The 21118-nt window shown below is 35.0% G+C and carries 13 protein-coding genes and 2 tRNA genes; 10 read left to right on the forward strand and 5 right to left on the reverse strand.

Translation table 11 applies throughout. The annotated features are described in order from the left end of the window. Window positions 1-55: 55 nt before the first annotated feature. Window positions 56-811, reverse strand: a complete 756-nt coding sequence (locus K0R77_RS13950; RefSeq protein ID WP_300353547.1) for a response regulator transcription factor — start codon at window positions 809-811, stop codon at window positions 56-58. A 77-nt stretch (window positions 812-888) separates the two neighbouring features. Here K0R77_RS13950 and K0R77_RS13955 point away from each other — a divergent pair, with 77 nt between their 5' ends. Beyond that, window positions 889-1449 carry a sugar O-acetyltransferase gene (locus tag K0R77_RS13955; protein ID WP_300353550.1) on the forward strand — a complete coding sequence of 187 codons (561 nt, stop codon included), beginning with the start codon at window positions 889-891 and terminating at the stop codon, window positions 1447-1449. A 79-nt stretch (window positions 1450-1528) separates the two neighbouring features. After that, window positions 1529-2182, forward strand: coding sequence for a DUF1349 domain-containing protein (locus K0R77_RS13960; protein ID WP_300353553.1), 654 nt, complete (start codon window positions 1529-1531; stop codon window positions 2180-2182). A gap of 77 nt (window positions 2183-2259) precedes the next feature. Here K0R77_RS13960 and K0R77_RS13965 read toward each other — a convergent pair whose 3' ends face one another. Further along, entirely contained in the window at window positions 2260-4542 is a 2283-nt protein-coding gene (locus K0R77_RS13965; RefSeq protein WP_300353555.1) for a T9SS type A sorting domain-containing protein, read from the reverse strand. A gap of 103 nt (window positions 4543-4645) precedes the next feature. Then, window positions 4646-6646 carry an NAD-dependent DNA ligase LigA gene (gene ligA / locus K0R77_RS13970; RefSeq protein WP_300353558.1) on the reverse strand — a complete coding sequence of 667 codons (2001 nt, stop codon included), beginning with the start codon at window positions 6644-6646 and terminating at the stop codon, window positions 4646-4648. 243 nt (window positions 6647-6889) lie between these two features. Between ligA and K0R77_RS13975 the strand changes: the two genes are divergently transcribed. The 8 genes from K0R77_RS13975 (at window position 6890) to K0R77_RS14010 (ending at window position 20076) form a co-directional block, all read left to right on the forward strand. Further along, on the forward strand, window positions 6890-9979 hold the full coding sequence (locus tag K0R77_RS13975) for a TonB-dependent receptor (RefSeq protein ID WP_300353561.1): 3090 nt from the start codon (window positions 6890-6892) through the stop codon (window positions 9977-9979). Between the two features lie 57 nt (window positions 9980-10036). Next, window positions 10037-10783, forward strand: a complete 747-nt coding sequence (locus tag K0R77_RS13980) for a glycerophosphodiester phosphodiesterase family protein (protein ID WP_300353563.1) — start codon at window positions 10037-10039, stop codon at window positions 10781-10783. A gap of 274 nt (window positions 10784-11057) precedes the next feature. Beyond that, a complete protein-coding gene (locus K0R77_RS13985) occupies window positions 11058-14036 on the forward strand; it encodes a SusC/RagA family TonB-linked outer membrane protein (RefSeq protein WP_300353566.1) in 2979 nt (992 codons plus the stop codon). A gap of 11 nt (window positions 14037-14047) precedes the next feature. Continuing rightward, a complete protein-coding gene (locus tag K0R77_RS13990; protein ID WP_300353569.1) occupies window positions 14048-15496 on the forward strand; it encodes a SusD/RagB family nutrient-binding outer membrane lipoprotein in 1449 nt (482 codons plus the stop codon). A gap of 29 nt (window positions 15497-15525) precedes the next feature. Next, on the forward strand, window positions 15526-17109 hold the full coding sequence (locus K0R77_RS13995; protein WP_300353572.1) for a calcineurin-like phosphoesterase C-terminal domain-containing protein: 1584 nt from the start codon (window positions 15526-15528) through the stop codon (window positions 17107-17109). A 162-nt stretch (window positions 17110-17271) separates the two neighbouring features. Then, window positions 17272-17985, forward strand: a complete 714-nt coding sequence (locus tag K0R77_RS14000) for a 3-ketoacyl-ACP reductase (protein ID WP_300353575.1) — start codon at window positions 17272-17274, stop codon at window positions 17983-17985. A gap of 412 nt (window positions 17986-18397) precedes the next feature. Continuing rightward, complete coding sequence (gene prmA / locus K0R77_RS14005) at window positions 18398-19225, forward strand: 50S ribosomal protein L11 methyltransferase (protein WP_300353578.1); 828 nt, start codon at window positions 18398-18400, stop codon at window positions 19223-19225. Between the two features lie 14 nt (window positions 19226-19239). Further along, a complete protein-coding gene (locus K0R77_RS14010) occupies window positions 19240-20076 on the forward strand; it encodes an SH3 domain-containing protein (RefSeq protein WP_300353581.1) in 837 nt (278 codons plus the stop codon). A gap of 109 nt (window positions 20077-20185) precedes the next feature. Here the strand turns inward: K0R77_RS14010 and K0R77_RS14015 are convergent. Both K0R77_RS14015 and K0R77_RS14020 read right to left on the reverse strand, forming a co-directional pair. Next, window positions 20186-20259 (reverse strand) — tRNA-Arg (locus tag K0R77_RS14015). 667 nt (window positions 20260-20926) lie between these two features. Beyond that, window positions 20927-21000, reverse strand: a tRNA-Arg gene (locus tag K0R77_RS14020). Window positions 21001-21118 lie beyond the last annotated feature (118 nt).

The following is a 21118-nucleotide window of genomic DNA, read 5'->3' on the forward strand; positions in this document are numbered from 1 at the left end:
ATTACAATAATTATTAATTTGTAGGAACGATTTAAATTCAGAAAAAATGCTTACTTCAAATCCACCTCAATTTCGTCGCCATTGTGCACGCTTCCGTAGTATTTCCCACACGCATTTTCTCCAAAATATTCTGTCTGTGGCGATTGACAGTATTAATACTGATAAACAAAAGTTCAGCAATTTCCTTACTTCTTTTTCCTGCTTGGATCATCTTCAGAATTTCCTTTTCCCGCATAGAAAGAAATGAAGAATTTCCAGCTTCCGTCTGATGAATTACAGAACCGTTTGCCGTATTAATGATCATTCCGTGATGAAGCAGGGAATTCAGAAAATCAAAATGATAAAGACAAAGTGCCAATTCAACATTTTTATTATTGGCATTGGTGAAATAAAACATTTTATGAAGAATTGCTTTTTGATTATCAGCTATTCTCAATCTGCTTACCACACAATAATCTTTATGCTGCTCAAATGGAATCGTTTTGATGAATTGGAAAAATTGAAGTTCCAATAAATGTTTCTGCAAAACATCTTCAGCATCCAGCTTTGCAAAAAGTTCTTCTTCCCAAATACTTTCAATCTCCTGAATGTCTTTCTCCTGAAAAACATTCAGTTCATCTGCCAGTTTTCCGGCAAAAACGTAGCTTCTATTATATTGAAGATCGCTTAAAACAGCAATTCCATTTTCTAATTCGATAAAATTTTGGGCAATCTCCTGACACTTTTTTAATTGGAGATTTTCATTGTTAAGATCGGAATAAAATTCTTGCGTCAACAATTTTTCGTTAAGATCAGATTGGATATCCTTCATCGTAAAATGGTTATTTATCAGTATTGATTAAAATATCTGAAGACCATACATTTGCTTAATAATACGATAAAAATACAATGAATAATCTGAACGAAAAAGAAAAAATGCTGAACGGACAAATCTATGATGCAACCGACGCACTTTTAATTCAAGAAAGAGGAACGGCAAAAGATCTCTGTTTTGAGTACAATCATCTACAGCCTTCAAAGATTAAGGAAAGAAAAGTGTTGATCAAGAAACTCTTCGGGAAAACAACAGAAAACTTTCATATCGAACAACCGTTTTACTGCGATTACGGTTACAATATTGAGATTGGCAAGAACTTCTACACCAACGTCAATGTCGTGATTCTTGATTGTGCAAAAGTTACTTTCGGCGATAATGTATTCATTGCACCCAACTGTGGATTTTACACCGCAGGTCACCCTTTCGATGTTGAACAGCGAAATAAAGCTCTGGAATATGCTTATCCAATCATAATAGGAAATAATGTCTGGATTGGTGCAGGCTGCAGCATTCTTCCCGGCGTTACGATTGGTGATAATACAGTGATAGGAGCGGGAAGTGTAGTCACAAAAGATATTCCGGCGAATGTTTTGGCAGTCGGAAATCCGTGTAAAGTAATTAGGGAAATCTAGGTTAGAAGATGATTTTATCTCGCTGCAGATACATGAGATTAAAAACTAGAAAAATCTACGAGAGTAAATAAAATTTAAAATGAAAAAAATAATAATATCATCAATCATATTTTTGAATCTGTTTCAAGGGCTGAAATCCCAGTCTCTCGAGAAAATGACTTGGTTCAACGAGCCTCAGCAATGGGAAATAAAAGAGAAGAAACTGATCATGAACGTCACACCACAAAGCGATTACTGGCGGATTTCTCACTATGGTTTTACGGTGGATGATGCACCGTTCTATTACTCAACTTATGGCGGAGAATTTGAAACCAAAGTGAAAATCACCGGAGATTACAAAGCCCGTTTTGATCAGATGGGGCTAATGTTGAGAATCGACGAACAAAATTATATCAAAGCTGGAGTGGAATTCGTTGATGGGAAATTCAATCTGAGTACAGTGGTTACCCACAAAACCAGTGACTGGAGTGTTATTGTTCTGGATAAAACGCCACCTTTTGTCTGGATAAAGGCTATCCGAAGACTCGATGCCGTTGAGATTTTTTATTCATTTGACGACAAAGAATATATAATGATGAGAAATGCTTATTTGCAGGACAATACACCTGTGAAAGTCGGTTTTATGGCGGCAAGTCCGGATGGAAATGGTTTCAAAGCAACCTTTGAAAACTTCTCTGTCAAGCATCTTCCGGATCAGCGTCGTTTGGAATGGCTGAAGAAAAATCAAAATTAATATTATCAGTTTAAAGATATTAAATCATTATTTATAAAAAAAGACTGCCTCTAGAGACAGTCTTTTTCTTATTAAAATCAGTTTTTTATAAATTTCTGAATCACCGATTTATCTTTTGTGAGTAATTTGATCATGTAATTGCCTTTGGAGAGTTCAGATACATTGATTGAATCACCATTTAGACTTAGAGAATTTAAAATTCGTCCTGCAGAATCAAAAATTTCAACTTTCACAATTTTTTCTTTCGATTTGATAAACAATATATCTTTTACAGGATTCGGGTAAATACTAAATTCTGATTTATCATTAATTTCCGATGTTCCAAGTACGTTTTGAACTGTTGTTGTATATGTATTGGTAACAATCGGAGCATTATAATCAAAATAAATACTTGCGGTATTATTGAAGCTTTGTCCGAGCGTCAAAGTAGATTTTGTTTTGATTTTAAAAGCTACATAACCGTCATTAGTGGCATTGCCAAAAGGTAATTGAATATTTTCAAAAATAAATTCTACAGTATTTGGGTTTGTAATTCTCGTTACAAAGCTATGACTTCCATGCAATGCTTGTAAAGTATTGATGTCAAATTTTGAAGTATCGATCAAGTCTTTCACCACAATATTTTGTGCATTTGCAGTTCCGGTATTCTCAAATCTGATTAAATAATGTACATAATCTCCCACTTGTGTAGATGCAATTGTAGCTCCTTCTAAGCAAGTCTTGTCATTCGGATCAAAAGAATTTACGACTGTTTGGTTTAAGGTAAATGTATTATCTAAAGGAGTTTCGTCGACAGCACCATTGATTTGAGCAGAGTAACTTAAAATATTTCCTCCCAATAAAGGTGGTGTTTGTGTTGGAGTATTTAGTACAAATGTTAAAGTAATTTCTTTCGTTTCAAATGGAAGAAGATTGGCAAAATTCCAATTTAAAATTCCAGCTAACTGAGAATTGGGATTCACCGTTGAACTCAAAAAGTTCATTAAATTATCATCAAAATTATAAACCAATGTTCCTGATTGTGTAGTTGTCCCTTTGTTTTTATAAATGATTTTATATTTTGCATTAAAACCAGGAGAAGCAGCAGTAGTTGGAATAATAAACACTTCAAGATCATTGTGTGTTCCATTAGGAGTGAGACAAAAATTTTGAGTTAACGGACTTGTTTGTGCAGGAAAGTTGGCTGTAAAAGTTGAAGGCGAAATATTAAAATAAGTTGGGTTCTCCAAAACGGGTGTAATCGTATGATTACCGGCTTGAACAGGAATTGAATAATTTCCTGAAGCATTTGCTATCATATTTCCGGAATTAAGGCTATTCGTTATTGAGAATTGTTGAAATGCTTTTGCAGGATCATTAATGTCACAACCATTGTTATCGGAATCATATTTTGTATTTCCCTGGATGGTATAAAAAGTTCCTCCGGGAGTGAAAGAACAGTATGAGTTTAATACAACATTAGGCTGATTATAATAATTGACAAGTGCATTTATCATTCCAAGCTCAAAATCATCAACACATATGTATTGTAAATTGGGTGTGTTTGAAAAAATCGGAACTGCATTTTGAGCATAATTATGTTTACCGTTCTTAATATTAAAGTTTATCAGATTAGGATTATTAGAAAAATCAAAATAGCTAAGCTGTGTAAGTTGCCCCGCATCAATTGTAGTGAATAGATTATTATTAATATACAGGCTACTTAAGATCGGAGCCGCTCCAAGAGAAAGTGTTGAAAGCTGATTATTTGCAGCAACTATAGATAGCAAATAATTATTGTTATTTAAAGTTAGTGTAGTAAGCAAATTATTATTACATTCTAAGTTTTTCAGATTTGGGAAAATAGAAATATCAAGTGTTGCTAATTGATTTGTACTACAACTGAGAATTTGTAAACTTGGAACATTAGTAGCTGAAAAAGCTGAAACCTGATTGTTAGCGAAAGAGATAGTCTTCAGACCGCTTAAATTATTTAGAGAAAGAGTAGTAAGACTGTTGTTGCTAACATTCATAACTTCGAGATTGGATAATCCTGAAATTTGCAGATTTACCAGAGCATTGTTAAAAGCAATTAAAGAGGTAAGATTACTAAACTGATTAATACCTGTAAGATCAGAAATCATGCTACCGGGATTACCACCAATATTTAGTTTATAGACATTCAATGCTTCTGAAACTTGAATTTCGTTATCTCCATTTGTATTAATTACAATAGGTTGGTTCGTACTGTTGATTGCTATACCATTTGATGTATTTGCCGATAGAAGTTTAGCTTTAAAAATAGCATCAGGAATATTCACAATTTGTGCCTGAAACACAGAAAATAACAATACTAAAATTAAAAAGTAATTTTTTTTCATGTAAATTATTAGTTTTAAATTCTTTAAAAAGTGAAAAACAAAAATATATCATTAAGATAAGACCTCAATGATATACTATGTTAAATTTTTAAAGGGATTGTTATTATCCTATTAAATCCAAAAACTGCTGCTCGTCCAGAATCTCAATTGTCCCGATATCCTGTGCTTTTTTCAATTTGCTTCCGGCTTTTTCACCAACGACAAGATAATTTAGGTTTTTAGAAACTGCAGAAATGTTTTTCCCACCGTGTTTTTCTACCATTTCTTCGGCAGATTCTCTTGTAAACAAGGAAAGCTTTCCGGTAAAAAGAAAGGTTTTTCCGTCTAAAGCATTCGATAAAACTTCGTTGGTATTTTCTCCTTTTTCAAGCTGAACACCGTAAGATTTTAATCTTTCCAACATCAGAATGTTTTCTGGATTATTGAAGAAATCAACGATGCTCACAGCGATCTTCATTCCGATATCTTCCACCTGACAAAGTTCTTCGGCAGTCGCTTTTTTAAGATCATCAATCGCGTTAAAGTTCTTCACCAATTTCTTCGCAACGGTTTCTCCAACGTGTTTTATTCCGATTCCGAATAAAACTTTTTCAAACGGGATTTCTTTTGATTTTTCTATTCCGTCAATAATATTTTGAGCCGATTTTTCTGCCATTCTCTCCAAAGGAAGAATTTTTTCTTTCGTTAAAGTATAAAAATCTGCCGGATTTTCAATTAATCTTTCTTTGTAAAGCTGTTCTATAGTTTCGCTTCCCAAATTATCAATATTCAAAGCCTTTCTGGAAACATAATGAATCATTCTCCCCACAACCTGAGGCGGACAATGCAAGTCATTCGGACAAAAATGAATCGCCTGATCTTCAATTTTTATCAGTTCAGTTCCGCATTCCGGACAGTTTTTGATGTATTCGACTTCTTTACTTTCTGAACTTCTTTTTTCAGTATTAATGCCGACAATTTTAGGGATAATTTCTCCGCCTTTTTCAACGTAAACAAAATCGTGCTCATGCAGACCAAGCTTTTTAATAATATCTTCATTGTGAAGAGATGCACGTTTTACAACTGTTCCGGCTAATAAAACGGGTTTTAAATTCGCAACAGGAGTAATTGCTCCCGTTCTTCCGACCTGGTAAGAAACGCTTTGTAATTCGGTTTCTACTTTTTCGGCTTTAAATTTATAAGCCATCGCCCAACGTGGAGATTTTGCCGTGTAACCAAGTTGTCTTTGTTGTTTTAATGAGTTGACTTTCAATACAATTCCGTCGATTTCAAAAGGTAGTTTGTGACGTTCTTCATCCCAAAAATTAATGAATTCTTTGATTTCATCTAAATCTCTGCAAAGTTTTATCTGCTCAGAAATCGTAAATCCCCAATCCTGCGCTTTATGAAGCAATTCCCAATGACTTTCTGCCGGAACTTCCGGTGAAACAAATTGGTAAAGAACGGATGAAAGCCTGCGTTTTCTCACTTCACCGCTGTCCTGCATTTTCAGGCTTCCGCTTGCGGTATTTCGTGGATTCATAAAAGGATCAAGACCTTCTTCCTCACGCAGTTTATTGATTTTGTCGAAGTTTTTTCTGGTTAAATAAATTTCTCCCCGCATAAAAAACCGTTCCGGAAAATCACCTTTTAAAGTAATAGGAATATCGGAAATTGTACGAACATTCGAAGTAATTTCATCACCCTGAAAGCCATCACCACGGGTAACGGCCTGTGTGAGTTTTCCGTTTTCATATAAAATAGAAATTGACGCTCCGTCATATTTTAGTTCCGCAACAAATTCTACGGGTTCATCGATTGTTTTGATAATACGTTTTTCCCAATCTGCCAAATCATCAAAATCATAAGAATTGTCCAGAGAATACATTCTGAACTGATGCTGAATGGTCGGAAAAATCTTTGTAATTCCTCCGCCAACACGAACAGTTGGTGAGTTGTCATCATGAAATTCAGGATATTGAGCTTCCAGATCCTGGAGCTCCTGCAGTAATAGATCAAATTCAAAATCTGTAATGCTGGGTTCATCCAACAGATAATAATTTTCATTGTGTTGCTGAAGTTCTTTACGAAGCTGTTCTATCTTTTGCTGAATGTTTTCGGACATCGGAAATTTATTTAAACGCAAAAATAACCAAAGTAATTTCAATTTAAAAAAATAAGATAATTAAATAATATGAGAATATTAAAATAGCATAATACATCTTAACTGTCTGATATTTCATCCAATAAAATCTATGTTGATGATGCGTTAATATTATGTTATAATTTAATTAAAAAAATGTTAAAACTACCGTAAACAGGAGGCTTGTAAAGCGAGTGTACCTTTGCGCATCTAATTTTAACAAAAATGAAAAGAGTAAAGATTGTATTAGGATTATTATTTTTAGGAATGGGTACGATGGCTTATGCCCAGACAACTCAGGCCTCTATAGTTGGGAAAGTGAATGGCGCAGGAAATGTGGGGCAAGACAAAGTCAAAGTAACGATTGTAAATGAATCTACCGGCTTTAGAACAGAAACAGAGACAAATTCTAAAGGAGAATATATTTTTAAAGAAATTCCTTTGGGTGGACCCTATACGGTGATTGTAAATGATGAGAAAAGAGAAGGTTATAATGTTAATTTTGGTGATCAGGTTACGGTAAACATGAGTTTAGAGAATTCTGGTGAAAAAGCAATCGAAGAGGTTGTAATCGTCGGGAATTTAAAAAACAAGATTGGAAACCTCGGTGCAGCCACGGCAATCACCGCTAAAAATATTGGAATTTTGCCTGTGAACGGAAGAAATTTCACCAATCTTACCGAATTATCTCCTTTGAGTGGTAAAGGTGGAAACTTATCGGGTCAGTTGGGATCTTCTACCAACTTTACGATTGACGGGATGACTGCAAAAAACCCAACTTCTGCAGGTTCTACGACAAGCCGAAGTGGTGCTCCTTACTCAATTTCTATTGAGGCAGTACGTGAATTTAAAATTACGACCAACCAATATGATGTTACATTAGGAAGAAGTGGCGGTGGAACGGTAAGCGCAGTAACAAAATCAGGAACAAATACATTTACAGGAAGTGCATGGGAATATTTAAGAACTGGATGGCTGTCGAGTAAATACGATATCAGAGGGAATGAACGTGTAAATGATTTCTCAACATCTCAGTTTGGGGTTTCTTTGGGAGGTCCAATTATTAAAAATAAATTGCATTTTTTTGCCGCTTGGGATCATCAGATAGATTCAAGACCATTGCTTATTGCAGATGTGCAAACCAGTGCAGATGCATTAAGACTTGGGGTAACCAATGAATCGCTGAATCAGGTATTGAATATCGGAAGAGCAAAATATGGTGTTGGAAATACTCCACAATTCGGATCTTTTGATAAGGTAAGAAATTCTGATGCCGGATTTTTACGTTTAGATTGGCAGATTAATGAAAAAAACTTGCTGACACTTAGAAATAATTTCACCTATGATTTGAATAAGAATGGGTTGCAGGATAATACGGCAATCAGTTTCTTTGAATCTTATGCCAATGATAAAAATTTGGATAACAGTCTCTTGATGACTTTGAGATCTAATCTGAAGCCTAATTTAACCAACGAATTAAAAGCGCAATATCTTTATACTTTCCAGGATAGTTACCAAAATGATGAGTTGGGCAGAACGGTTCCAAGAGCTATTGTAGAACGTGTAGCTTCTACGATTGACGGAACGAATTTGACCACCAATATTCAAATGGGAGGACATCGTTTTGCTCAGGAAGGATTCAAGAATAATGTTTTCCAGCTTGTAGATAACTTATATTACAATACCGATAAAATAAAATACACTTTTGGTGCCGACTTGATGTACACCAGATCAAAATCGATTTACGGAAGTGAAGTGAATGGTAGATTTCAGTTTTTAGGAGTTGATAATTTTAATAATCTTACGCCTTACAGATATTACAGAGAGGTACCTTTAGTACAAGATACATCTGTGAAATCGAGCATTTATAATTTAGGATTGTATGGTCAGATGCAGACCAAAATTGCAAAAGGTTTAGATCTAATGGCAGGTGTGAGATTTGATTACGGCGGTTATCCAAAAGCAGAATTCAACCAAAAGCTGTTTGATCAAATGGGAATTAGAACCGACAATAAAATTAAATCTTTTATTATTCAGCCGAGATTCCAGTTTGATTGGAATATTAACGAAGGAAATAAAGATTTCTTAAAATTTGGGGCAGGAATTTTCTCATCAGATATTAATAACTACATGGTAATTAATAATCTAGTGTTCGATGGAAATCATTTTGCTACGGTGGATGTGAATCCTACTCAAATTGGCCTTACACCGAATTTCCCTGGATACAGAGCAGATTATTCTACTGTTCCTTCATTGCAGCAATATCAGCTTCCAACTATTAACTATACAGGAAATGATGCGAAAATCCCGATCGTTTACAAGGCAAACATTTCTTATACACACTTCTTCAACGAGAGGTTCAGAGCAGGACTTGCAGGATATATGGCTTTAGGTAGAAACAATTATTTCTATTATGACAGAAACATGGTTGCCAATCCTTACTTTACTTTGGGTAATGAAGGTGGAAGAGGAGTGTATGTTCCTTTAAGTACGGTGAATCCGGCAAATGGAACTCTAAACTGGAAGGATGGAAGAGTTAATCAAAACTTCGGTCGTGTTTTAGAACTTGTAAGTGATGGTAAGGTCAATCAGTTTTCTTTCGTTGTTGATACGAGCTACCGTTACTGGAAAGATGGAGAAATCACCGCAAGTTATACATGGTCAGATATTAAAGACAATACTTCATACAACGGGAACGTAGCCAACTCAGCAACTTTGTCTACTTTGGTACAAAGTGATCCCAGAGATTTGAGAATGTCTTACTCTGATAATCAGTTTAGAAACAAAGTGGTCGTGTACGGAAACTCTCCAACCATTGCAGGATTTACTTTAGGGATCAGATATTCCGGAATTGGAGGAACACGTTTCTCTGTAACTTCGGGAGGAAATATCAATGGAGATTTTGTGGATACGAATGATTTAGCTTATGTTTTCCCAAATCTTACTCAAACTTTAGTTGATAATCCTGAAGTTGGTGATGCGCTGAAAAATTATATTACAGACTATAATAATCAGGTTGCAGAAAGAAATGGCGGTAAAAATGGCTTCTTCGGTGTTTGGGATCTTCGTATTGCCAAAAAAATTAAATTTGAAAAGATTGGTGGTTTCGAGCTTTCTGTAGATATCTTCAACGTAGCCAATATGCTGAATAAAGAGTGGGGCGTAAACAAATCTTACGGAAATACAGCACTTTACAGAATTACAGGTTTTGATCCTATCACCAAACAATTTAAATACAGCTTGAATACAAGTGGTTTAGAACCATTATCAGGAAATCCTTACCAGATTCAGTTAGGAGCTAAATACACGTTCTAAAAATTTAATATTATCTTTATGTAAAAGTCTTTTACATTTAATTTTCCAATTTATATTATGAAAAATTTTATCTTAGGGTTAGCAGTTTTAAGCGCAGGAATTATGAATGCACAAACCCAAATTATCGCACACCGAGGTTATTTTCAAACCAATCCGCCAACAACAGAAAATTCATTGAAATCTTTAGAAAATGCTCAGAATCTGAAAATTTACGGAGCTGAATTTGACGTTAGAATGACCAAAGATGGCGTTTTAGTCATCAATCACGATGAGCATCACGGAAAGATGGAAATATCAGAAACAGATTTCAAAGAACTTGAAAAGGTAAAACTTTCAAATGGAGAACAATTTCCTACTCTGAAAGATTATTTAAAGAAAGGAAAAAAGGATAAATTTCTAAAATTGATCGTAGAGATCAAGCCAGATAAAACCAAAGAGAAAGAAGATGAGTTGACGGCAAAAACTATCAAAATGATCAAAGATCTGAAACTTGAATCTCAAAGCGAGTTTATTTCTTTCAGCCTAAATATCTGTAAGGAAATTAAAAAACTGGAGCCTTCATTTAAAGTTCAGTATTTGAGAGGAGAATTGTCTCCGCAACAGATCAAAGATGAAGGTCTTGACGGAATTGATTATCACTATAGCATTTTCGAAAAAAATCCAACTTGGATTTCTGAAGCAAAAGCATTGGGATTAATTACAAATTCCTGGACAGTTAATGATATTGCAATTTATGACGAACTAAAAAAACAAGGAATCGATTTTGTAACAACCAATATTCCGGATCAGCTGAAGAACAAATAACTTTTACTTTATAATTAGATTTTTATGCCTGACAGTTTTTTCTGTCGGGCATTTTTTTAATTGTAAATCTAAAGATGATTTTTAAGTTACAACTAAAAATAATATGCATTGCATTAAACTTTATTAATGTCTCTAAAGGAATGTATAAGAGACAGATAGTTTTATTTGTTAAAATAAATTAATATAGCGTTTAAGAATTATTTAAGATATGTTAAAATCCTGTTAAAACCTTAACCATAATGTAGTTCTAATTTTGCGAAAACAAAAATTAGATATGCGTAAGGAGACTCAAAAATTACTTCTGTTATCCGTTTTAGGGTTGGTAAGCGTCAATATGGCAGCTCAGCAACAGGTAAAGAAAGATACTGTGAAGAATATTGAAGAGGTTGTTGTTACAGCTCTCGGAATTAAAAGACAGGATAAATCATTAGGTTATGTAGCTGAAAAGGTAAATTCTGAAGTTTTTGAAAATATTCAGAACAATAACTGGGCACAAGGTCTTGAAGGACGTGTTGCCGGTTTAAAAATTCAGACAGCAGGAGCAGGACCTTTAGGCTCGTCCAGAATTACATTAAGAGGTGAAAAATCTTTTAATCTTGATGGAAACTACGCTTTGATTGTTGTGGATGGTGTTCCTTTGAGTAATTCTACAACCGGAACCGGAACTGCGGCTTATGGAGCAGGAACCGGAGGAGATTTACCAATCGATTTAGGAAATGGTTTAAACAGCATCAATCCGGATGATATAGAATCGGTTACTGTTCTTAAAGGAGCATCTGCCGCAGCTTTGTACGGTTCAAGAGCAGCAAACGGAGCTTTGATGATTACTACAAAATCTGGAAAGGGCAAGAATGGAAAAATTCAGGTTTCTTTTAATTCATCTTTAAGCTACGATTCTGTTTTGAAATGGCCGGATTATCAGTATCAATACGGACAGGGAACTTTAACTAAAAACACTGCAGGACAGTTTTTTTATTCTTACGGAGCCTCGGCAGATGGTGTAAATACAGGTGGAACGAGTAGTGCTTTCGGACCAAAATTTGACGGACAATACTATTTTCAATATGATCCCAACTTATTGGGGCAAAGCGCTGAAAGACAGTTGTGGAGACCTTATGAAGATAATATAAAAGGTTTTTGGGAAACTGGAGTGACTTCTTCAAATAACATTTCTATCGAAAACAGCACAGAAAAAACAAGCTACAGAGCCTCACTAACGTATCTTGATAACAAATGGATGATGCCGAATACAGGTTTTGACCGTTTTAATGCTGCATTTTCAATTGATCATAAACTTACGGATAAGTTTAAGATTTCAACAAGATTCAACTACGCCAATACGAAAAGTGATAATCTTCCGGCGACGGGCTACAACAACCAATCGATCTCGTATTTTATGATTTTCCAGAATCCGAATGTCGATTTGGCTTGGTACAGACCAATCTGGAAACCTGGACAAGAGGGTATTGATCAGATTCATCCGTTTAGTAGCTTTATAGACAATCCTTATCTTATTGCTTATGAGATGCTGAATGGCGTTGAAAAGAAAATGATTACAGGAAATATGTCAGGAACTTATGACTTCAATAAGAACTTTAGTTTAATGGTAAGATCCGGTATTGAAATGCTGGATGAAGAAAGAACAACGAAAAGACCATACAGTTCTGCTAATTATCTGAAAGGATTTTACAGAGAGCAGTATATTAAGAATAATGAATTTAATAATGATGTATTATTTACATTCAAAAAAGACTACAACAAATTTAATGTAAATGCAAACGCAGGAGCGAGTGTTCGTTACAACGAATATGTAATGACAGATTACCGTGCAGAAGGTTTGAAAGTTGCCGGAGATTATAGTTTAAACAATGCGATTTCTCAATTGGTGAAAGTTCCTAAACCTTCTGATCAGCAGACAAATTCTGTTTATGGTTTGGTGAGTGTAAATTATAACAATCTCGCATTTATAGACGTTACGGGAAGAAATGACTGGAGCAGTACACTTCCGGTTCAGTACAGATCATTCTTTTATCCTTCAGTAAGCACAAGTTTTATTCTTTCGGATATTTTTAAAATGTCAAGTTCAAACTTTAATTATTGGAAATTGAGAGCTTCATGGGCGAAAGTAGGTGTTGCCGGTCTTCCTTATCAGTTGGATAAATATTACACTCCGGATGATTTTATCGGCTCTGTTTTGACTCCGGGAACATATCCAAATCCATTATTAAAACCGGAAGACAATACTAATATCGAAGCTGGGATGGATCTCTCAGTATTAAAAAACAGATTGAGCTATAATGTTACGCTTTACCAGAATGATACAGATAATCAGATTATTACGATTCCTACGCTTTTAGAATCGGGATACTCAAGCAGAATCATCAACGCCGGGAAAGTAAGAAACAGAGGAGTTGAGATGAGTATGAATGCAATGCCGTTCAAAACTCAGAACTTCAGTTGGAATGTTTCAGCAAACTGGACATTAAACCGAAACAAAATACTCACGTTACCTGACGAATTTGCCGGAGAAAACTCATACACAATTTCTACAGTTGCGGGTGTTCTTTATTACAATGCTGTTGTCGGAGGTTCTTTAGGAGATTTATATGGGTTTAAATTACTAAGAAATGCAAACGGTGAGGTTGTTTACGATTCTCAAACCGGACTTCCTGCAAGACCAGACAGAGTAGAAAAAGTAGGAAACGCATTCCCTAAATGGAGAGCCGGACTTCAGAATGATTTTAAAGTCAAAAACTGGCAGATTAGCTTTTCTTTCGATGGCCAGTACGGAGGGGTGGCTTACTCACAAACACACCACAAAATGTCTGAGCAAGGTAAATTGGAAAACACATTAATGGGAAGAGATAATCCGAACGGAACCATCGTGGGACAAGGTGTGGTTCTCAATCCTGACGGATCTTACAGTCCGAATACAAAAGCAGTAGGTTTAGCAGCGTACTATGCAGATTATTACAGAAGAGCCAATGTAGAAACCAATACTTTTGATACCTCTTTCGTTAAACTTAGAGATGCAAGAATTGCTTATTCTTTCTCTAAAGATGTAATTGCTCCTCTAAAACTTACCGAACTTACCTTAGCAGTTTTTGGTAAAAACCTTTGGATGTGGACGAAATTCCCAATGTTTGATCCGGAAGTCGCTTCACTGAATGATTCTACAATTACTCCGGGTGCTGAAATAGGTCAGCTTCCAACGGCAAGAACTGTCGGTTTTCAAGTTAATTTAAAATTCTAAAGATCAGCCTCATGAAAAAAATATTTTTATCTACCGCAATTGCTCTGTCAGTTTTGAGTCTTAATTCTTGTGACAGAAGCTTTGAAGAGATCAATACAGATACCAGCAAAATCAAAAATCCTTCTGTGGGAAGTTTCTTGGTTCCGATTCAGTACGATATGGGATCTTACGGGTACAACAGAGCCGATGATTTTACATTCGATATTATGCAGGTCGCTCTCGCTTTTCCAAATGAAGGAGCAACGGTAAGCCGTTATTATCTTACAGAAAGCACAGGAAACGGTTATTGGAATACGAGCTATAAATGGCTTAAACAAGTAAAAGAACTGAACGAAGCTGCTAAAAAAGAAAACAACAACAATTATCTGGCTATCTCAAAAGTTCTGAATGCATGGATCATGGCAAATCTTACAGATGCATTTGGTGATGTACCGATGACAGAAGCGCTTCGTCTTGAGGAGAACATCATGAAGCCAAAATATGACAAGCAGAAAGATATCTACACATTTCTTTTGAATGATCTGAAAGAAGCCAATACACTTTTTGATACTACAAAAACTTTGAGTGAGGGAGATCTTTTTTTTCAGGCAAATTCAAACGTAGCCGGAATAGTAAAATGGAAAAAATTCTGTAATTCTCTTTCATTAAGACTTTTAACAAGAGCTTTAAAAAGAAATGGTGAGTTAAATATAACCGAGAGAATCACCGAGATTGTCAATAATCCAACAATATATCCGATCTTCCAAAGTAATGCAGATGGAGTTGTTTTAGATATTTCGGGAGTTGCACCTTTGATGCCACCGATTGCAAGACCACAGGATTTTACGGCTTACCGTGCTGCTGGTGGATTTTTTACCCAGACTTTGGTTGATAATAATGATCCGAGATTAAGCATGTTTTTCACACAGGCAAAATCAATTCCGGGAAATGCAAATATTGGTTACAAAGGCGCTCCTTCAGGCTATGCTTTGGGAACAACTTTCAATTATCAGCCTTCTAATCTTAATCAGAATTTAGCAAAAGCTCCGTTGAAAATTTTGGTAATGCCATATGCAGAAGTTCAGTTTATTTTATCAGAATTGGCATTTAAAGGAATTATTACAGGAAGTGCACAGACTTTCTATGAAAACGGGGTGAAAGCAACTATTGAGCAATGGGGAAGTACAGTGCCTGCAAATTATTTCACAAATCCTAAAGTGGCTTATAATAATACTTTAGAAAGAATTATGTTGCAAAAATATGTAGGATTATTTTTTGTAGATCATCAGCAATGGTATGAGCATAGAAGGACGGGATTCCCGGTTTTACCAAACAACGGAGGTCTGTTCAATGATGGAAAAATGCCACAGAGAATGCCTTACCCGACTGTTACCAAAGTTCAGAATTATGATAATTATGTCACGGCTTCACAAAATATGGGCGGAGATAATATCAACACCAAAATGTGGTGGAATCAGTAATTAAAACCAATTAATAATCTAAAATTAAAATGAATATAAAATTCTTAATGCCATGTTTGCTCATTTCGGCAATGGCATTTTCTCAGACCTCTGTTTCAGGATATGTTTTTGAAGACAGTAACAAAAACCAGAAGAAGGAAAACCGTGAAAAAGGAGTAGAAAATGTAGCAGTTTCCAACGGAGCGCAGGTTGTTTTAACCGATAAAAACGGAAGATACAGCTTACCGGTTCAGGAAGATCAAACGATTTTTGTGATCAAGCCTTCAGGTTTTAAATTGGCTGTAAATTCAAATAATCTTCCACAATATTATTATCAGTACAAGCCAAAAGGTTCACCAACAGATTTTAAATATAAAGGAGTTGCGCCAACAGGAACGCTTCCGAAAGAAGTAAATTTCGCTTTAGAAAAGCAGGAAGAAAGCAAAAAATTTGACATTCTTGTTTTCGGAGATCCACAACCTTATACAGAGAAAGAATTAGATTATTTCAGAAGAGCAATAGTTAACGAAGTAAAAGGAAACAAGAAGAAAGCCGTTTTCGGGATCAGTTTGGGAGATTTAGTAGGAGATAATTTAAGTCTTCAGAAACCTTACGCAGATGTCATGAAAGAGATTGGACTGCCTTGGTATAATGTCATGGGAAATCATGATATGAATTACGAAGCGAAAGAAGACCTGCTTTCAGACGAAACTTTTGAATCCAATTTCGGTCCGGCAAATTATTCTTTCAATTACGGAAATGTTCACTTTATGGTTTTAGACGATATTTTATATCCGGATCCGAGAGACGGAAAAGGGTATTGGGGAGGTTTTCGTGAAGATCAGATGAAGTTTATTGAAAACGATTTAAAATTAGTAGATAAAAATAAACTGATCGTAGTTTCTTTCCATATTCCTTTGGATCATAACAACGAAGACAACTTCAGAAATGCAGACCGTCAGAAATTGTTTGATGCACTTTCACCTTTCAAAAATGCTTTATTGCTATCTGCTCACACACACATTCAGCAACAGATTTTTTACGGAAAACCACAAGGCTGGAACGGTGCAAAAGATATTCATGAATATAACGTCGGAACCACTTGCGGTGACTGGTGGTCAGGAACTTCAGACGAAATAGGATTGCCGACTTCTACTATGAGAGACGGTACTGCAAAAGGATATTCTTTTATCAGTTTTGATGATAATCAATATAAAGTTAAATACAAAACTGCCGGAAAACCGGAAGATTATCAGATCAAATTGTATTTGCCTAAAGTAATTCCTTTCCCGTCTAAAACCTCAGCGAAAGTTTTGGCTAATTTCTTCATAGGAAGCAAAAAAGACAAAGTGGAATACAGAATAGACGGTGGAAAATGGGAGGAAATGGAATATAACGAAACCATCGATCCTAATTTTGCACAGTCAGTTTTCAAATGGGATACAACAAATGATCTTTTCCCGGGAAGAAGACCTTCAAACCCTGAATTTTCAAAACACATCTGGGTTGGAGGATTTGGAAATAAATTAACTCTCGGTAAACACAAAGTTGAGGTGAGAGCTTATGATATGTACGGAAATCAGTTCACTGCTTCAGAAAATTTTGAAGTGAAGGATCGTATCCTTATTCCTTAGTTTCAATTTTTTACTTTAATATATACTTTCAGAAACCGGCTTATTCGTAAGCTGGTTTTGTTTTAAATAGAATTTCCTAATGAAAGCATTAAGTTAAATCAAAATAATAAACGCTTGTTTAAAAAAATGGTTTCGTAAATTTGTGCCATCAAAATTAATTGAATGAACTTACAAGGAAAAAATGCCGTCATTACGGGTGGCGGAAGAGGTCTTGGAAAAGCAGTTGCTTTAATCCTTGCCAATGAAGGAGTCAACATTGGTATTACCGGAAGAAATGAGGAAAATCTTAAAATGACCGTTGATGAAATCAAAAAACTGGGTGTCAATTCATCATATGCAGTTTTCAGTATAGATAATGAAATTCACGTAAAAGCCGGAATAGAATCTTTGGCAGAACAGTTAGGAGGGATTGATATTTTAATTAATAATGCAGGAATCGGTGATTTCGGGTCAATCGAAGAAATGTCTTCCGAAGTTTGGGAACAGGTCATCAAAACCAATCTTTTCGGAGTTTATTACGCAGCAAAAGCTGTATATCCTTTTCTCAAAGAAAAAGGTGAAGGTGATATTATCAACGTTGCCTCAACTGCAGGTCTGAAAGGCGGTCCGAATATGTCGGCTTATGCGGCATCAAAAGCAGCTGTAGTTTCTTTATCTCAATCGATGATGGCGGAATGGAGAAAGCAAAACATTCGTGTTGTTACTTTAACACCAAGTACAATTGCTTCAGATATGTCGATTGAAGGAGGCTTGACAGACGGAAATCCGGATAAAGTTCTTCAGCCGGAAGACTTCGCAGAATGGGTAAGAGATATTTTGAAAATGAACAGACGCGCATTGATCGCAAACGGTTCTATTTTCTCAACAAATCCGTAGAATAGAAGTTAGAAACTAGATATTAGAAATTAGTTTTTATAAGGATAAATATGAGCGGACTTCTGTTCGCTTTTTTTATGCTTAAATCTTTCATTGTCAGTGAGAAGAGCAACGAAGTAATTTCAGATATTAAATAAATTAAATGCAAAATTTGTCATTTTGTAGGAACTTCGACACCGCTATTAACAGTTCCACTTAGATTCCTCGAAATGATAACTGATTGGAAGTTAATTAATTAAAACAAATTTTCTAAAATTAAAAGTACTGTTTGTCATTCCGCAGGAATCTCAACATGGCTATTGATAGTTCAGCTTAGATTCCTCCGGAATGACAAACTAAATGGTATTATAAAATCTCTCAATTTCTTAAACTCTAATTTTTAAATTCTCTATTTTTGCAACAAATTATTCACATGCAAAATTATTTAGAATTCGATTTTAAAATAGAACCCCTTCAGCCTTGGAACGAAATATTAATGGCAGAACTTATCGAAATAGGTTTTGATAGTTTTACAGAAGAAATTCACGGTATTTTAGGATATATTCAAAAAGATATTTTCAAAGAAGATGATTTGAAAACTCTGCCACTTTTTCAAAATGATGAGGTGAAAATCGAGTACACTTTTACAGAAATGCCCAACATCAACTGGAACGAAGAATGGGAAAAGAATTTTGAGCCGATCAATATTGACGATAAAGTTTTAATCAGAGCAGAATTCCATGAATCTGTTCCGGGAATGCACGAAATTGTCATTCAGCCAAAAATGTCTTTCGGAACAGGTCACCATCCGACAACACATTTGATGATCCAACAAATGATGGATATTGATTTCAACGGGAAAAAAGTTCTGGATATGGGTTGCGGAACTTCGGTATTGGCAATTTATGCAAAACAAAACGGAGCCGCAGAAACCAAAGCAATCGATATCGACGAATGGTCAGTTGAAAATTCTAAAGAAAATGCAGCAAGAAACAATGTTGAATTGGATATCGAATTGGGAACTGCAGATAATTTAGGAAATGAAAACTACGATATTATTTTGGCAAATATCAACCGAAATATCCTGATTTCAGACATTCCAACCTACGTTTCTGTCTTGAATGACGGCGGAAAATTACTGCTTTCAGGTTTATGTTTCTTTGATGTGGATGATATTTTGGAGGTTTGCAAAGAAAATAATTTAGAACTGAAAAAGAAATTACAGCGTGAAGAATGGGTGAGTCTTTTGCTTGAAAAATAATCACAAATATTAATATGAAATCTTTTTTAATCACCTTATTTCTGTTTGCTCTTCACCTTATTTCTGCACAGGAAGAAGTGTATGCAAATGGTGTTTTTAATTTTGAAGAAAACAAAACGCAGAAGATCTTTACTGATCAAACGAGAGTGAGACAGCAACCGAATGTGAATTCTCAGATTTTAGATTCTTTGCAATCAAATCAGCAGGTTTTAATCATTAAAAAAGATGAAGCTATATTACAATTAGGTGAAAGAAACTCAAACTGGTACAAAGTATCTTATCAAAGAGAAAATAAAACTTTGGAAGGTTATATTTGGGGTGCAAACCTTTGTATTGGTCACAGAAATAAAAATGGATATGATTTTCTTTTCGGAATTTCAAAGTCGATTGATAAAAGAGACAAAAAGTTTAATCAAAACTATAAACAGAATATTGCAAGTGTAAAAGTTGTTGAAGGAAATGCCTTACTTGATGAGGTTTTCTTTGAAACGGGTTCTGGTGAAAGTCTCAGTTACGGAACTTTCAATATTGAAAGCAATCACAAACTCCAGAATGTTGATTTCACTTTGAAGGCTATCGTTTCCGGAGAAGCATGTGGAATTGCAGGTTATGATCAGTATATCTTGTTTAGAGATAAAAAACTGATCGCTTTGCCACAATTGATGAATGTTGGTGATGCCGATATTTATCACCACAGCGAAGAATTTATTTTTCCAAACGATAAAGGTGGAATTCCAAACGCTTTCATTTATAAAATGGAAGAAATGGAAAAAGATGAAAATGACAGAGAAAAAGTAAAACGCTTGTCTAAAACCTATCTTTGGAATGGAAGTTCTTATAGATTGAAATAAGATTTTATAAATAATTTGAAAACCACTGTATATTTATGGTGGTTTCTGTTTGTAAATCATATTTTTGAGATAAATAAAAAAGAGAAACCAAATCTTGATTTCTCTCCTGTGAGCGCGAAAGGATTCGAACCTTTGACCGTCTGCTTAGAAGGCAGATGCTCTATCCAGCTGAGCTACGCACCCATTTGTAATTTTGAGAAAATTACTAAAACAGTCGGGGCGGCAGGATTCGAGTTTTTTGTGGGTGCAAAGATAGGTTTTTTTTTGTAATTAAAAAATAAAATGCAAAATAAGTTTTCATTAAAATTTCAAATTACTTTTGTCATTAGCTTTACCTTATTAAAAATCATTGATTTATCTTGTTTGAAGAAATAAAAAAAAGAATTGTGGAATTTTCGGTGTTAGTTATGATTTCCTTTATAATTTGAATGAAACCGCCTCAGTTGTGAGGTGGTTTTTTATTACAAAAACTTGAAGAAGCTATTTTTGGCATTTTCCGGCTAGGATGGGGATTAGTAAAAGGTGCGGCTCGTAGAATTAGAACATTCAGCAAATTCGTAGTTAAGTCTGTTAAAGATTAATGGGTTTCAAGAATTTTTAAAGTTTTTAAAAGGCGAAAAAGGCAGTTTCAAAAAAATTATTGACGAAGTTTTTGAAGCGAGTAATATTAAGAAAATAGGTTAGAAGAAATATGATCACAAAAGATAAAGTGCAAATTAATTTTCTAAAATAAAAAATATAATACACATTATAAATACAATTAGATTTCAATCAACAAAAAAACTTTAAATTATGTGCAAATAAAAAAAAAGAGTTACAGGTTTTTGTCTGTAACTCTTTGGTAATCAAGTGAGCGCGTCAGGATTCGAACCTGAGACCGTCTGCTTAGAAGGCAGATGCTCTATCCAGCTGAGCTACGCACCCATTTGTAATTTTGAGAAAATTACTAAAACAGTCGGGGCGGCAGGATTCGATTGGTACCGTTTCCAGTACGCATGTTTAGCAAACATGTCCTTTCGGCCTCTCAGGCAACTCTCCTGTT

Origin of the sequence: Chryseobacterium sp., from assembly GCF_029240215.1 — a bacterium.
Taxonomy (GTDB): domain Bacteria; phylum Bacteroidota; class Bacteroidia; order Flavobacteriales; family Weeksellaceae; genus Chryseobacterium.